At 52.9% G+C, this 14,533-nt stretch carries 14 protein-coding genes; 6 read left to right on the top strand and 8 right to left on the bottom strand.

The window, feature by feature from the left end; all coding sequences use genetic code 11:
* Positions 1-126: 126 nt before the first annotated feature.
* The 3 genes from ppdD to hofC are packed head-to-tail and all read left to right on the top strand — an operon-like array spanning position 127 to position 3,151.
* Positions 127-564, top strand: a complete 438-nt coding sequence (gene ppdD, locus RTX30_RS04665; RefSeq protein WP_312687304.1) for a prepilin peptidase-dependent pilin — start codon at positions 127-129, stop codon at positions 562-564.
* Positions 565-573: 9 nt separating this feature from the next.
* Complete coding sequence (gspE, locus tag RTX30_RS04660) at positions 574-1,959, top strand: type II secretion system protein GspE (protein WP_312687302.1); 1,386 nt, start codon at positions 574-576, stop codon at positions 1,957-1,959.
* The gene (hofC, locus tag RTX30_RS04655; protein ID WP_312687301.1) at positions 1,949-3,151 is read left to right on the top strand and encodes a protein transport protein HofC; all 1,203 of its coding nucleotides are present in this window, start codon (positions 1,949-1,951) and stop codon (positions 3,149-3,151) included. The genes gspE and hofC overlap by 11 nt, the downstream gene beginning before the upstream one ends.
* Positions 3,152-3,179: 28 nt before the next feature.
* Here hofC and RTX30_RS04650 read toward each other — a convergent pair whose 3' ends face one another.
* Positions 3,180-4,223, bottom strand: coding sequence for a GMP reductase (locus RTX30_RS04650; protein WP_312687299.1), 1,044 nt, complete (start codon positions 4,221-4,223; stop codon positions 3,180-3,182).
* Positions 4,224-4,544: 321 nt separating this feature from the next.
* Here RTX30_RS04650 and coaE point away from each other — a divergent pair, with 321 nt between their 5' ends.
* The 3 genes from coaE to yacG are packed head-to-tail and all read left to right on the top strand — an operon-like array spanning position 4,545 to position 6,112.
* Positions 4,545-5,165, top strand: a complete 621-nt coding sequence (gene coaE / locus RTX30_RS04645; protein WP_312687297.1) for a dephospho-CoA kinase — start codon at positions 4,545-4,547, stop codon at positions 5,163-5,165.
* Positions 5,165-5,908, top strand: coding sequence for a cell division protein ZapD (gene zapD / locus RTX30_RS04640; protein ID WP_312687295.1), 744 nt, complete (start codon positions 5,165-5,167; stop codon positions 5,906-5,908). The genes coaE and zapD overlap by 1 nt, the downstream gene beginning before the upstream one ends.
* Positions 5,909-5,917: 9 nt before the next feature.
* Positions 5,918-6,112 carry a DNA gyrase inhibitor YacG gene (gene yacG, locus RTX30_RS04635; RefSeq protein WP_312687293.1) on the top strand — a complete coding sequence of 65 codons (195 nt, stop codon included), beginning with the start codon at positions 5,918-5,920 and terminating at the stop codon, positions 6,110-6,112.
* 42 nt (positions 6,113-6,154) lie between these two features.
* On the opposite strand, the gene mutT is transcribed toward yacG, so the two are convergent.
* The 7 genes from mutT to ftsQ all read right to left on the bottom strand — a co-directional run bounded on the left by mutT (position 6,155) and on the right by ftsQ (position 14,532).
* Entirely contained in the window at positions 6,155-6,544 is a 390-nt protein-coding gene (mutT, locus tag RTX30_RS04630; protein WP_312687291.1) for an 8-oxo-dGTP diphosphatase MutT, read from the bottom strand.
* Positions 6,545-6,603: 59 nt separating this feature from the next.
* Complete coding sequence (secA, locus tag RTX30_RS04625) at positions 6,604-9,309, bottom strand: preprotein translocase subunit SecA (protein ID WP_312687290.1); 2,706 nt, start codon at positions 9,307-9,309, stop codon at positions 6,604-6,606.
* Positions 9,310-9,367: 58 nt separating this feature from the next.
* Positions 9,368-9,874, bottom strand: a complete 507-nt coding sequence (gene secM, locus RTX30_RS04620; protein WP_312687289.1) for a secA translation cis-regulator SecM — start codon at positions 9,872-9,874, stop codon at positions 9,368-9,370.
* Positions 9,875-10,143: 269 nt separating this feature from the next.
* Positions 10,144-11,061 carry a UDP-3-O-acyl-N-acetylglucosamine deacetylase gene (lpxC, locus tag RTX30_RS04615; RefSeq protein ID WP_263098053.1) on the bottom strand — a complete coding sequence of 306 codons (918 nt, stop codon included), beginning with the start codon at positions 11,059-11,061 and terminating at the stop codon, positions 10,144-10,146.
* Positions 11,062-11,161: 100 nt separating this feature from the next.
* Positions 11,162-12,310 (bottom strand): cell division protein FtsZ, encoded by a 1,149-nt coding sequence (gene ftsZ / locus RTX30_RS04610; RefSeq protein WP_312687285.1) that lies wholly within the window; start codon positions 12,308-12,310, stop codon positions 11,162-11,164.
* Positions 12,311-12,427: 117 nt separating this feature from the next.
* Positions 12,428-13,684, bottom strand: a complete 1,257-nt coding sequence (gene ftsA, locus RTX30_RS04605) for a cell division protein FtsA (RefSeq protein ID WP_312687283.1) — start codon at positions 13,682-13,684, stop codon at positions 12,428-12,430.
* Positions 13,681-14,532 carry a cell division protein FtsQ gene (gene ftsQ / locus RTX30_RS04600; protein WP_312687281.1) on the bottom strand — a complete coding sequence of 284 codons (852 nt, stop codon included), beginning with the start codon at positions 14,530-14,532 and terminating at the stop codon, positions 13,681-13,683. Before ftsQ ends, ftsA begins: the two co-directional genes overlap by 4 nt.
* Position 14,533 lies beyond the last annotated feature (1 nt).

The raw sequence follows: 14,533 nt of genomic DNA, 5'->3' as shown, positions 1-14,533 counted from the left end.
CAAACTTTTTGTTCTCTCTTGCTACATCAGTAGCAAGTCTGGAAACCCTCTTCCTTAAACCAATTTTCCCTCTCGCAGTCCCCCTCAGGCACTGACACAGTAACGGCTCACTACAAGGAGCCAAAGATGAATAAACAACAAGGATTTACCCTCATTGAGTTGATGGTCGTGATCGGCATTATTGCCATTCTGAGCGCCGTTGGGATCCCCGCCTATCAGAACTACCTGCGCAAAGCCGCGCTGACCGATCTCTTGCAGACCTACGTGCCCTATCGTACTGCCGTGGAGTTATGTGCATTGGATCGCGGCGGTATTGAGAGCTGTGATGCAGGTAGCAATGGTATTCCTCTCCCGATCAGCACGCGTTATGTAGCGGCGATGAGCGTCGCCAAAGGCGTGGTCTCGCTGACCGGGCAAGAGAGCCTGAAAGGGCTGAGTATTGTAATGACGCCACAATGGAGTGATACCGAAGGTCTTAAAAGCTGGACGCGCAACTGCAACACCAATAGCGATAGCGCCTTGCAGCAAGCTTGTGAAGATGTTTTCCGTACCGGACGCCCTTAAGGAGACGCAATGAAAAAGGATAAACTGGTCGCACTGTGCCAGCGGCATAATGCCGCACTGCTAAACAATGAAGATGAAGTACTCACCATCGCGGTGGTCGATACGCCTGCCCCTGAACTGATGGAATCACTCAGTTTCGCGGTACAAAAGCGCGTTGATATCCGTTGCTGGACACAGGATCAAATGGACAAACACCGGCAAATGACGGTGCAGAGACCTCTCCCCTCCCATACAGAGGAGAGTGTGACTATCGCAAAGGTGCTGGATCAAACGCTGAAGCTGGCGCAGGTATTACGGGCGTCAGACATCCATTTCGAGCCGGGTGAAACCCAGTATGTTATCCGGTTACGTGTTGATGGCGTTTTACATGCGATCTCTCCCCTTCCCTGTGATTACGCGCCCACGATAACCGCAAGGCTGAAAGTACTTGGCAACCTTGATATTGCGGAACGACGTCTGCCACAGGATGGGCAATTCAGCATTGAGCTTGACGGTCACGCCATCTCATTTCGTATCGCAACGCTACCCTGTCGGCATGGCGAAAAAGTGGTTCTGCGTCTGCTGCATCAGGTCAATCAGGCACTGGAAGTGACAGCACTCGGTATGACAGATGCCCAGCTGGCGCTATTTACCGCGGCGCTGTCGCAACCTCAGGGGTTACTCCTGGTGACCGGTCCAACCGGCAGCGGTAAAACCGTTACGCTCTACAGTGCGTTACAGCGGCGCAACAAACCCGAAGTCAATATTTGCAGTGTGGAAGATCCGATAGAAATCCCCCTGGAGGGGCTCAATCAAACGCAGATTAATCCGCGAACCGGGCTGACGTTTCAAAGTGTGCTGCGCGCCCTGCTACGCCAGGATCCGGATATCATCATGGTCGGGGAAATTCGTGATGGCGAAACGGCAGAAATTGCCATCAAAGCGTCGCAAACCGGGCACCTGGTGTTGTCGACACTGCATACCAACTCCACCAGCGAAGCGCTGGTACGCATTGAGCAGATGGGCGTCGCCCGTTGGATGATCTCGTCGGCATTATTGCTGGTGGTTGCCCAGCGTCTGGTACGTAAACTCTGCCCACATTGCCGTAAACTGACTCACGAAAACAACCAACTGCCGGGGGATCTGTGGCCGCGTCCGCTACCTCGGTGGCGAGCGGAAGGGTGCGAACAGTGTTATCACGGCTTCTATGGGCGGGTTGCCCTGTTCGAAGTGTTTGCTGTCACACCTGAACTTCGCCACGCCATCGCCAGCGGTAAGCAAGTGAGTGAAATTGAACAATGCGCCCGTGAAGGGGGTATGTCTACCCTCTTCCAGCACGGCTGCATGGCGGTAGAAAAAGGACTAACGACGCTTGAAGAGCTGGTGCGCATACTGGGTCTGCCCCATGGCGACTAGGCAGTTATGGCAGTGGAACGGGATCGACAGCACCGGTGCATTACAGCATGGCGCTATGTGGTGTGAGGATCGCAACGCTGCACTACAACGGCTGAATCAGCAACAGATCCATCCTTTAACGCTGAAGCGCAGCCCTGTAAGGCGGTCGCTCTGGCGGGCAGAACAGGCTTGTACACTCTTGCGCCAGCTTGCCACCTTACTGCAGGCAGGGCTGACCTTGTCTGCCAGTTTGCAGCTGCTGGCGCAGCAACATCCCGCCAGGCAATGGCGGGCATTGTTGCAGCATCTTGCGCAGACGCTGGAACAAGGCGAAAGCTTTTCTGCCGCGCTACGGGAGTGGCCAGACGTTTTCCCGCCACTCTGGCTGGCGATGATCCAGACAGGCGAACTGACAGGAAAGCTCGATGAATGCTGTTTTAAACTGGCCATCCAGCAGCAAGCTCAGCGGGAACTGGCGCAAAAAGTAAAAAAAGCGCTGCGCTATCCGCTGATCATTCTTTCACTGACCGCAGCCATCGTGCTGGCGATGGTTTACCTGGTGCTGCCGCAGTTCTCTGCTATCTACCAGACGTTCAATACCCCACTGCCAGCGCTCACCCGTGGCGTAATTGCTGGCGCGGCACTTCTGCAACAAGGTGCCGTGCCATTAATGATCATTGGGCTAATGATGGCCGGAGCCATGACGATGATGCGGCGCCATACCGGCTGGCGGCGCACGCAACAACGCTGGTTGTTACGTTGTCCGCAGATGGGGCGGTTGATTCGCGGGCAGCGGCTGAGCCAGATTTTCACTGTGCTCTCGCTGACGCAGCGCGCGGGAATCACCTTTTTACAAGGTCTGGAAAGCGTAAAAGAGACCATGATTTGCCCGTACTGGCAGGAGGTGCTGCACCAGGCGCACCAGCAAATTACGCAGGGATCATCAATATCGTCAGCGCTGGCCGGGAGCGGAGAATTCACCTCACTGTGTGTTCAGCTGATTCACACCGGCGAAATTTCGGGTGCGCTGGATGTGATGCTGGAAAATCTGGCGCAGCACCATAGCGAACAGACTCAGCATCAGGCCGATGGGCTTGCTGCGGTGCTGGAACCGTTGTTGCTTGTCGTTACCGGGCTGATCATTGGCGTGCTGGTGGTAGCGATGTATCTGCCCATCTTCCATCTGGGAGATGCGATGGGCAGTACAGGGTAGAGGCGCAAGGGCTGCGCCAGCTGTTGCCTTACAGGCTGTTGAACACGCGGTTCTCTTGTTCCTGAACGCGAATAAAGGTCGTGCGTTTGGTCAGTTCTTTCAGACGAGAAGCCCCCACATAGGTGCATGCGGAACGTAAACCGCCAAGGATATCGCGGGCGGTATTTTCCACCGGGCCACGCAACGTAAGCTTAACAGTTTTCCCTTCTGCGGCGCGGTAACCAGCAACACCGCCAACATGGCGATTCATCGCAGATTCTGAGCTCATACCGTAGAACAGCATGAATTTTTCGCCGTTTTCTTCAACAACGGTGCCGCCGCTTTCTTCGTGCCCTGCCAGCATACCGCCTAGCATTACGAAATCTGCACCACCGCCAAAGGCTTTCGCCACGTCGCCAGGGACTGTGCAACCACCATCGCTGACGATTTGACCGCCAAGACCATGAGCAGCATCGGCACACTCAATCACCGCGGAGAGTTGCGGGTAACCTACACCGGTTTTCACACGCGTGGTGCATACAGAACCTGGGCCAATACCGACTTTAACGATGTCAGCTCCAGACAGAATCAGCTCTTCGCACATTTCGCCAGTGACGACATTGCCTGCACAAATGGTTTTGTCTGGCCAGGCTTCACGTGCTTTGGCGACGAACTGCACGAAATGCTCAGAATAACCATTCGCCACATCAATGCAGACAAAGTTCAGCGACGGGTGTAAGGCCAGGATACGCTTTGTCTTCTCGAAATCAGCATCTGACGTGCCAGTAGACACCATAACATGACGGATCACGTCTGCAGATTCACGCTGAATAAACCCCTGCCAGTCTTCAACTGAATAGTGTTTATGCACCGCAGTGAGGATGTCGAATGAGGCCAACGCTTTCGCCATGGCAAACGTGCCAACGGTATCCATATTGGCGGCAATAACCGGTACGCCAGACCAGTTCAATCCTGAATGTTTGAAGGTAAATTCGCGTTCCAGCTCAACATCGGAACGGCTTTTAAGGGTGGAACGTTTTGGGCGGATAAGAACGTCTTTGAAACCTAACTTCAGATCTTCTTCAATACGCATGTGCGGATTCCTGGGGTTAATGGCGAAAGGACAAACTCACAACTCCAGTGACGCTATCATACGCGCTAATAAGACCCGTGCAAGACTGCGAAATTCTCTTTTTTTACGCTACAATCCTATAAATTTACCTGGTGGACAGGCGCGTTCAGGCAAATGAGCTGAAATGCTGACTGATTAAATGACAAGCCACTGATTAAATTAGTAAATATATTTAACGATTTGCGATTTTCTTTATTCAGAAGAGCAATAAATGATTATCTTGCTGGCAGGAAAAAGATCGCAGATTGTGATGTGCGACAGTCTATTTTGGGATTAAGCGTTATGGGGTATACGGTCGCGTTAACCGGCGGCATTGGCAGTGGTAAAAGTACCGTCGCAGATGCCTTCGCCGCACTTGGCGTTGATGTTGTCGACGCGGATATTATTGCCCGCCAGGTTGTGGAACCCGGATCGCCTGCATTACGCGCTATTGCCAGGCATTTTGGCACTGAAATGATCCTTGCGGACGGTTCACTTAATCGCCGTTTATTACGTGAGCGCATCTTTGCTTCTCCTGCAGATAAAACCTGGCTTAACGGGTTACTCCACCCGCTTATTCATCAGCTGACGCAGCAACAAATTGCGCAAGCCTCATCGCCTTATGTGCTGTGGGTTGTGCCACTGCTGGTGGAGAACCAGCTTTATCACAAAGCCGATCGGGTTTTAGTTATTGATGTCTCTGAAGAGACACAGATTTCACGCACCATGCAGCGTGATGGCGTCAGCCGTGAACATGCTGAAAATATTCTCGCGGCCCAGGCCACACGTGAAGCGCGGCTTGCCGTCGCGGATGATGTTATTGACAATAATGGCGCACCAGATGCAATTGCCTCGGATGTTGCCCGCCTGCACGCCGCGTATCTTAAGAACGCCCTGCAGGCCGTATCACAGGAAAAACCGTAATGCATACCCACATTCTTTTTGAACATCCGCTTAACGAAAAGATGCGTACCTGGTTGCGCGTCGAGTTTTTACTGCAGCAACTCTCGGTTAATCTGCCGCTGAGCACCCATGCTGATGCATTGCACTTTTTCCGCAACGTGGGCGATTTACTGGACGTATTCGAACGGGGCGATACCCGAACGGAACTGCTCAAAGAACTGGAGCGCCAGCAGCGTAAACTGCGCGCATGGAGCGATGTACCCGGCGTTGATCAGAGCCGTATTGAAGCCATTCGTCAGCAATTAAAAGAGAGCGGGGCCGTACTGATGAATGCACCGCGCATCGGTCAGTTGCTGCGGGAAGATCGTCTGATTGGTCTGGTACGCCAGCGTCTGAGCATTCCCGGTGGATGCTGCAGCTTCGATCTGCCCACACTGCATGTCTGGTTGCACCTGCCGCAGGCACAGCGAGATGCACAAATCGCGATCTGGCTGGACAGTTTATTGCCACTGCAGCAGACCCTGTCGCTGATCCTTGATTTAATTCGTAATGCTGCGCCCTTCCGCCGTCAGACCAGTCTGAATGGTTTTTACCAGGATAATGGTGACGACGCCGATTTACTGCGTCTGCAATTACAACTGGACGATCGGTTATACCCGCAAATTTCCGGCCATAAGAGCCGTTTTGCCATTCGCTTTATGCCGCTGGATAGCGAAAATGGCGTAGTGCCAGAGCGACTCGATTTTGAACTGGCCTGCTGTTAAGGAGTAAAGATGTCTGAAGAAATCACCGTTAACTGCCCCACCTGCGGCAAACGGGTCGTCTGGGCAGAAAAGAGCACGTTTCGCCCGTTCTGCTCTAAACGTTGCCAGCTTATTGACCTGGGCGAATGGGCGGCTGAAGAAAAGCGCATTCCAAGCGCTGGCGACTTGTCGGACAGCGACGACTGGAGTGAAGAACAGCCTTGATCTGGCTTGCCTGCCGGCACATTACCCGGCAGGTTAATGACATCACTCTGATAATAGGCGGGTAATTACGGGCTCGTTGGCTGGCGGGAATTTAGCCGCATCGAGCGCGCTTTGTGCAACCCAATTGCCCGGCTGCCCCTCTTTCCCCCACGGTTCCCCATCCCAGCGCTCGACCAGCCAGAACCACAGCGTGATATGGCGATCCGGAAATTGATATTCCAGCTTATCGAACAATGTCGCCTCATGCGGGGTAATGCCCACTTCTTCCTGTAGCTCGCGGATCATCGCCTGTTCTGGGTTTTCTCCGGCTTCAATTTTACCCCCAGGAAATTCCCATTTATTCGCCATGTGCGCATCAGCGGCACGCTGGGTAATAAAGATTTCCCCTTGTGGGTTGCGAATAATCCCCACTGCGATGTTTAAAATTTTCATATTGCAGACTCCATAAAAAAGGCGCAGAAGTCTGCGCCTTTTTATTTTTTATCAATGCGTTACGCCAGACGGCCGTGGCACTGTTTGTATTTTTTACCGGAACCGCACGGGCACGGGTCGTTACGTCCTACCTTGCGCTCGCCAGTCTGCGCTGCCAGTGCGGCCGCCGCTTCTGCTTCGTCGTTCTGGTGACTCAGTTGCTGCATCTGCGCCAGACGCTCAGCTTCCTGACGACGCTGTAGCTCCATTGCTTCCACTTCTTCCGGCATGCGCACCTGTACTTTGCTCAGGGTACTGATCACTTCATATTTCAGGGATTCCAGCATCGCAGCGAACATAGCAAAGGATTCGCGTTTGTACTCCTGCTTCGGATCTTTTTGCGCGTAGCCGCGCAGATGAATGCCCTGACGCAGGTAATCCATCGCAGCTAGGTGCTCCTTCCACAGAGAATCAAGCGTTTGCAGCATCACGCCTTTTTCGAAGTGACGCATCATCTCAGCACCCACCACCTCTTCTTTACGCTGGTAGGTTTCGATAGCGCTTTGCAGAATACGCTCGCGCAGCGTCTCTTCATGCAGATCCGGCTCTTTATCCAGCCATTCAGCAATAGGCAGATCCAGATCGAAGTCGTTTTTCAGACGTTCCTGCAGACCCGGAATATCCCACATCTCTTCCAGCGACTGCGGCGGAATGTGACCATCAATAGTGGCTTTAAATACATCTTCCCGGATGCTGGCGATCGTCTCGCTTACATCGGTCACGTCCAGCAATTCGTTACGCTGAGTATAGATGGCACGGCGCTGGTCGTTTGCCACATCATCATATTCCAGCAACTGCTTACGAATATCGAAGTTACGGCTTTCAACTTTACGCTGTGCGTTGGCAATCGCTTTGGTCACCCACGGGTGTTCAATTGCTTCACCCGGTTTCATCCCCAGTTTACGCATCATGCCAGAGACACGATCGGAGGCGAAAATGCGCATCAGCGCATCTTCCATTGAGAGATAGAAACGGGAAGAGCCTGCATCGCCCTGACGGCCGGAACGACCACGCAGCTGGTTATCGATACGACGCGATTCATGACGTTCAGTACCGATAATGTGCAGACCACCAGAAGCCAGCACGGCATCATGACGCACCTGCCACTCGGCTTTAACCTTCGCGATTTGCTCTGCAGTTGGTTCTTCCAATTCGGCCAGTTCTGCCTGCCAGCTGCCGCCCAGTACGATATCGGTACCACGACCTGCCATGTTGGTGGCAATGGTAACGGCACCTGGATAGCCCGCCTGCGCCACAATATCCGCCTCTTTGGCGTGGAACTTGGCGTTCAATACGTTGTGCTTGATGCCCGCTTTGGTCAACTCATGGGAAACCACTTCGGACTTCTCAATAGAGATGGTACCAACCAGAACCGGCTGACCATTTTGAGTGCGTTCCTTAATGTCTTCGATGATGGCCTGGATTTTTTCCGCTTCGGTCATATAGACCAAATCCGCCATATCTTTACGGATCATCGGACGGTTAGTCGGCACAACGACCGTATCGAGTTTGTAGATAGAGCTGAACTCAAACGCTTCGGTATCCGCTGTACCGGTCATACCGGCCAGTTTTTCGTACAGACGGAAGTAGTTCTGGAAAGTAATGGACGCCAGCGTCTGGTTTTCGTTCTGGATATCCACACCTTCTTTCGCTTCAACCGCCTGGTGCAGACCATCTGACCAGCGACGTCCCTGCATGGTACGCCCGGTATGCTCATCGACGATAATGACTTCACCATCTTTAACAATGTAGTCAACATCGCGGGTAAAAAGCGCGTGAGCCCGCAGCGCGGCGGTGACGTGGTGCATCAGCATAATATTCGCCGGAGAGTAGAGCGACTCGCCCTCTTCCATGATGCCTTCTTTCACCAGCAGCTCTTCAATCAGCACCAGGCCACGCTCAGTCAGGGTCACCTGACGCGCTTTTTCGTCCACGGAGAAATGGCCTTCGCCCTGGAAGGTGTCGGAATCTTCTTTTTCCTGGCGAACCAGATACGGAATGATTTTGTTAACTTTTTTGTAAAGTTCAGAGCTGTCTTCTGCCGGACCCGAAATGATCAACGGCGTACGCGCTTCATCAATGAGGATGGAGTCGACTTCATCCACCAACGCATAGTGCAGTTTACGCTGTACACGCTCTTCAGGGCTGAACGCCATGTTATCGCGCAGGTAATCAAAGCCGTATTCGTTGTTTGTGCCGTAGGTGATATCGGCAGCATAGGCTTCACGTTTGGCGACAGCAGGCATATTAGGCAGGTTAATGCCCACGCTCATGCCGAGGAATTCAAAAAGCGGACGGTTGTTCTCGGCATCACGCTGAGCCAGATAGTCGTTGACGGTAACGACGTGCACACCTTTGCCGCTCAGGGCATTAAGATAAGCAGGCAGGGTTGCCGTCAGGGTTTTACCTTCACCGGTACGCATCTCTGCAATACAGCGCTCGTTAAGGACCATACCGCCCAGCAACTGCACGTCGAAGTGGCGCATGCCAAACACACGTTTACTGGCTTCACGCACAACCGCAAAGGCTTCCGGGATCAGGCTTTCAACGGTATCGCCTTTTTCCAGGCGCGCACGGAACTCTGCGGTTTTGGCTTTCAGCTCATCATCGCTGAGCTTTTCCATTTCGGGTTCCATGGCATTGATTTGTGCCACGACTTTGCGCATACGGCGCAGTGTACGATCGTTACGACTACCGAAGACTTTAGTTAATAATTTGATAAGCATAATAAAAATCTCAAACGCTCCACGCCGTGGAGCTAAAAAAATGAATTAGGGTATTTTTTTAGCTGAGGCGAAGAGGACCGGCGCGAATGCCCTGCACCTGACTTAACCAGGTGGAGATAGAGAACGCAGCATCAGGCGCGGCGGACGTTTGAACGGCCAGACGAACAATGGCTGGCGGCTTGCCTTCCTGGTCCAGTAACGCACTGAGCGTATCCAGTAAAGCGAGATGGTGTGCCTGAATTGGCAAAGCTTCTTCGGTTGCCACCGGCAGCGCTTGCGGTGCCATAGCGAACGAAAGATGGCGAATGACGGTGCGGATGGCATGTTGATGCCAGTAATCGACAGTAAAATTAGGGCGTCGGTTCGCTTCCAGTAATGCAAGACTGGTGAAATTGACCGAGCCTGCATTGTCGTGATTACGGCTACTCTCGCGTGGGGTTTGTGCTGGTTCAGCGCTGTTGGCAAGCGCAGGCAGGCCGAGACTCGCCGCGACCATCCCTAATAAGAGATGCGGCCAGAAATAACGTCTGCCAAATTGTCTCCAGCGCGTCAGAATTCCGCTCACTTGCTCCACCCAAAAATAACGCTTGTCGAATTGACTTCTGTTTGTGTCATTTTGCGCACGAATCTTACCACTAAAGCGGCCTTCGCCACAGCAGTATTCCGGCATTTTAGAGGATAAAAACGGTCAGGAATGCAGCGTTCGCACAGCCAGAATGCTGTTATGAATCAAGGAAGCACAAAGAGAGGATTTACAAACGTGCAAATAAAAACGACTGGCTTCCCTGACCGGAGAGAGTGCCAGGTTAACCAGTCGCTTTTGTGGTTAAGGCGTTACGCCAGAACCATAGACGGTGCTTTAAACGCCAACGGCAATTCGGCTTCGTCTTCGAAGGTCACATATTCCCAGGCTTCCTGTTTTGCCAGAACAGCCTGCAACAATTTGTTGTTCAGTGCGTGACCGGATTTATACGCGGTAAACGCACCAATAATGTTGTGACCACACATGAACAAGTCGCCAATAGCATCCAGCATTTTGTGGCGAACGAATTCATCTTCGAAACGTAAACCGTCTTCGTTCAATACGCGATAATCGTCAACTACGATGGCACAATCGAAGCTACCGCCCAGGCACAATCCACGGGACTGGAGGTATTCGATATCACGCATGAAACCGAAGGTACGCGCACGGCTAATCTGGCGCATAAATGCGTCGGCAGAAAAGTTCATCGCGTAACGTTGTGTGCTGGCATCAATCGCCGGGTGATTGAAGTCGATAGTAAAATCGAGAGAGAAACCGTTATGCGGTTTAAACTCTGCCCACTTATCGCCATCTTCAACACGAACGGTATTTTTGATACGCACAAATTTTTTGGCGCTGTTAAGTTCTTCGATTCCTGCATCTAGCAACAAGTAAACGAATGGCGCAGCACTGCCATCCATAATCGGAATTTCCGGCGCATCGACTTCAACAACAATGTTGTCGATACCCAGCCCCGCCAAAGCAGCATTCAGATGCTCGACGGTGGAAATCCGCACGTCATGCTCGTTGACCAGACAAGTACAGAGCATAGTATCACGCACAGATTTAGCATCAGCCGGAAAGTCAACCGGTGGATTTAAGTCAGTGCGACGATAGATGACCCCGGTATTTGCCGGCGCAGGGCGCAACGTCAGGGTGACTTTTTTGCCGGTATGCAAACCGACGCCAGTCGCCTGAACGATACGTTTAAGAGTCCTTTGTTTGATCATCGTATAATCTCGCCTAATTACCAATCCAACCAAATTGTATAACACAATCGGTGGGCCAGTTTAGCACAAAGAGCGAAGAAGCCCAACTTCCAGCAAATTCTTAATCCGCCTGCTTACGCAGGAACGCAGGAATATCCAGATAGTCCGGTTCTTTCGTGGTCTGCGGCGTATTGTCGTTGACCACTTTTGCCGGTTTCTGTTCCTGCTGCATCGGCGGCATACCATGCTGCTGATAACGATCCATCACTGGCTGCTGCGCCTGTTTGTTGGTCACCAGCGTAATTTCTGGACGTTTGTCCATACCGATACCGGTTGCAACAACAGTAACACGCAGTTCGTCGTTCATGTCCGGATCGAGAGAAGTACCAATCACCACCGTCGCGTTATCAGAAGCGAACGCACGAATAGTATTACCTACAGTTTCGAACTCATCCAGACGTAAGTCAAAGCCAGCCGTGATGTTAACCAGCACGCCGCGCGCGCCAGACAGGTCGATATCTTCCAGTAATGGGCTGGAGATCGCCATTTCTGCGGCTTCTTCAGCACGGTCTTCACCGCTGGCAACGCCTGAGCCCATCATTGCGTAGCCCATTTCGGACATTACTGTACGGACGTCTGCAAAGTCGACGTTCATCAGACCCGGGCGCGTAATCAGCTCAGCGATACCCTGCACTGCGCCTTTCAGTACGTCATTTGCCGCACCGAATGCATCCAGCAGAGAAATACCACGGCCTAATACTTTCAGCAGCTTGTCGTTCGGAATAGTGATCAGCGAGTCCACATGCTTGGACAGCTCAGTAATCCCCTGCTCCGCAAACGCCATGCGCTTCTTGCCTTCAAAGTTAAAAGGCTTGGTGACCACCGCAACGGTCAGAATACCCAGATCTTTAGCAACTTCAGCCACCACAGGCGCAGCACCAGTACCGGTACCGCCCCCCATGCCCGCAGCGATAAAGACCATATCAGCGCCTTCGAGCGCAGCGCGCAGGGCTTCACGATCCTCTTCTGCTGCGTTACGGCCAACCTCAGGGTTTGCGCCAGCGCCCAGACCTTTAGTGATACCACCACCGATCTGGATGGTCTGACCTACCGCCGTTTTACGCAACGCCTGCGCGTCGGTATTCACCGCGAAGAATTCAACCCCTTCGATGCGTTCACGCACCATATGCTCTACGGCGTTACCGCCGCCGCCACCGACGCCGATGACTTTAATCACCGCGTCGTTGGTTAATTCCATTGGTTCAAACATGATCTCTCTCCGTCGTTACGCTTTTTCTTTTAAGCTACCTCTTGCGACGTATCTTAAAAGGATAGGCGTATGTGCCTGTCGCCTGAGACCGTTAATTTTCGGCGGTCTCTGAAAAAATTAAAACTCTTTTCGCAGCCAGCTGTTGATTCGTTTTAACCACGAACCGACTGACGCTCGTTTTTCCACTTCTGCTTCACCACTTAAATGGGTTTCTTTCCCGTAGTGCAGCAACCCCACCGCCGTAGAGTAATACGGCTCCTGGGCATAATCCGTTAAGCCGGTAATATTGAGCGGCGCACCAATACGCACCTGCGTATGGAACACGCGTTGGGCGCAGGCCGCCAGGCCTTCAATTTGCGCTGCCCCACCGGTCAATACAATCCCCGCCGCCAGATGATGTTTCACGCCTTGCTGACGGAGTTGCTCCTGCAACTGCAAAATTTCGTCGTTCACCAGATTGAGCAACTCGGTGTAGCGCGGCTCAATCACATCGGCCAGCGTCTGGCGCTGCAAGCTACGCGGCGGACGACCGCCCACGCTCGGCACTTCCACGCTTTCGTCTTTGCCGACCAGCGAGCCCAGCGCGCAACCATGGCGAACTTTAATCGCTTCGGCGTCGCTTGGTGGCGTACCGAAGGCGTAAGCGATGTCACTGGTCACCACATTCCCCGCATACGGGATCACTTTGGTGTGGCGCAACGCACCGCCTGTGTAGACAGCCATGTCCATTGTACCACCGCCGACGTCGACAACGCAGACCCCTAACTCACGTTCATCTTCCGTCAGCACGGAATAACTGGACGCCAGTCCGGCGAAAATAAGTTGGTCAACTTTCAATCCACATCGTTCAACCGCTTTGACGATGTTTTTCGCCATATCGTTATGGCAGGTAATCAGATGCACTTTCGCCTGCATACGCACGCCAGACAACCCAACCGGGTTTTTGATCCCTTCCTGGTAGTCAATGGCATACTCTTGCGGGATCACGTGCAGTACACGGTGCTCATCACGTACACGCACCGACTTCGCGGTATGCACGACGTTCTCAACGTCTTCCTGGGTGACTTCCTCTTCGGAAATCGGCACCATGCCAATCTCATTCTGGCAACTAATATGTTTCCCCGACAGCGCAAGGTAGACCGAGGAGATCTGGCAATCGGCCATCAGTTCGGCCTGATCGATGGCGCGCTGTACGCACTTAACCACCGATTCCAAATCGTTCACGCCCCCTTTGTCCATCCCGCGGGACGGGCAACTGCCCACGCCAATGATATTCACGATGCCATCGGGCAGAACTTCCCCTACTAAAGCGGCGACCTTCGCGGTGCCAATCTCCAGTCCAACTACCAGTTTTCTGTCCGTCGCCTTGATCATTGTTGCTCTGCCTGTGCCTGATTCTGTTGTGCCTGTGTTTGCTGCTGATTCGGTTCCTGAACAGGGGCTGCCGCTTTCCAGCCAACCGCCGCACCTGAGTCATAGCGTAAATCCACGTAGCTAATCTCTTTGCCATCGGTCTGCGCTTGTTGCTGCAGAACGGGATAAAGTTCCACAAAGCGCGCCAGGCGTTTCATCGTATCGCCGCGGCCCAGATTGAGCTTAATGTCATTACTCAGCGTTAACTGCCATGAACGCCGAGCGGTCATAGCCGCCTCTTTCAACGTGAATTTATCCTTTGCCAGCACCTGCCCCATATCGCGATAGCCTTGCAACACTTCGCTCTCGCTGCCTTCTGGCCCGTACAGCATGGGTAAAATCTGCTTACTGGTTCGTTCGGCCGGCACACTGAAGGAATTACCGTCAACATCAACCATGTGCTGATCATTCCACCGCGCAATCGGCACATATTCAACCAGATGAATCTTCAATTCGTCCGGCCACTGTTTTCTGACGCTGGCCTGCTTAATCCAGGGCAGACGCTCAATCTGGCTTTGAATGATGTTAACGTCCTGCGTCATAAAGGTGCCAGGCGCGCCCAACGCCAGTATCGACTGGCGAATATCGTCGTTACGCGTGTAGTGACGATCGCCAGTTACCACCAGTTTCGACAATGGTAAACGCTGTGCATCATCCATCCAGCCCAACACCACCCAGCCGCTAATAAACACGGTGCACAGCACCGCCAGCAGGAACACAATCCCTGCAAGACGCGTTCCATTATTCCGCCGGGAAGCTGTTATTGCTTCCTCCTCGCGGTTTCGCGTGTTCAGCGCAGCCTGAGACATA

The organism is Kosakonia sp. (genome assembly GCF_032052965.1).
Classification (GTDB): domain Bacteria; phylum Pseudomonadota; class Gammaproteobacteria; order Enterobacterales; family Enterobacteriaceae; genus Kosakonia.
Note: the sequence above shows the minus strand (reverse complement) of the source record. Positions and strands in the feature narration are given on the sequence as shown.

Coding starts and splice junctions, on each gene's coding strand:
- ppdD (WP_312687304.1), top strand. CDS start 127: ATGAATAAACAACAAGGATTTACCCTCATTGAGTTGATGGTCGTGATC.
- gspE (WP_312687302.1), top strand. CDS start 574: ATGAAAAAGGATAAACTGGTCGCACTGTGCCAGCGGCATAATGCCGCA.
- hofC (WP_312687301.1), top strand. CDS start 1,949: ATGGCGACTAGGCAGTTATGGCAGTGGAACGGGATCGACAGCACCGGT.
- RTX30_RS04650 (WP_312687299.1), bottom strand. CDS start 4,223: ATGCGTATTGAAGAAGATCTGAAGTTAGGTTTCAAAGACGTTCTTATC.
- coaE (WP_312687297.1), top strand. CDS start 4,545: ATGGGGTATACGGTCGCGTTAACCGGCGGCATTGGCAGTGGTAAAAGT.
- zapD (WP_312687295.1), top strand. CDS start 5,165: ATGCATACCCACATTCTTTTTGAACATCCGCTTAACGAAAAGATGCGT.
- yacG (WP_312687293.1), top strand. CDS start 5,918: ATGTCTGAAGAAATCACCGTTAACTGCCCCACCTGCGGCAAACGGGTC.
- mutT (WP_312687291.1), bottom strand. CDS start 6,544: ATGAAAATTTTAAACATCGCAGTGGGGATTATTCGCAACCCACAAGGG.
- secA (WP_312687290.1), bottom strand. CDS start 9,309: ATGCTTATCAAATTATTAACTAAAGTCTTCGGTAGTCGTAACGATCGT.
- lpxC (WP_263098053.1), bottom strand. CDS start 11,061: ATGATCAAACAAAGGACTCTTAAACGTATCGTTCAGGCGACTGGCGTC.
- ftsZ (WP_312687285.1), bottom strand. CDS start 12,310: ATGTTTGAACCAATGGAATTAACCAACGACGCGGTGATTAAAGTCATC.
- ftsA (WP_312687283.1), bottom strand. CDS start 13,684: ATGATCAAGGCGACGGACAGAAAACTGGTAGTTGGACTGGAGATTGGC.
- ftsQ (WP_312687281.1), bottom strand. CDS start 14,532: ATGTCTCAGGCTGCGCTGAACACGCGAAACCGCGAGGAGGAAGCAATA.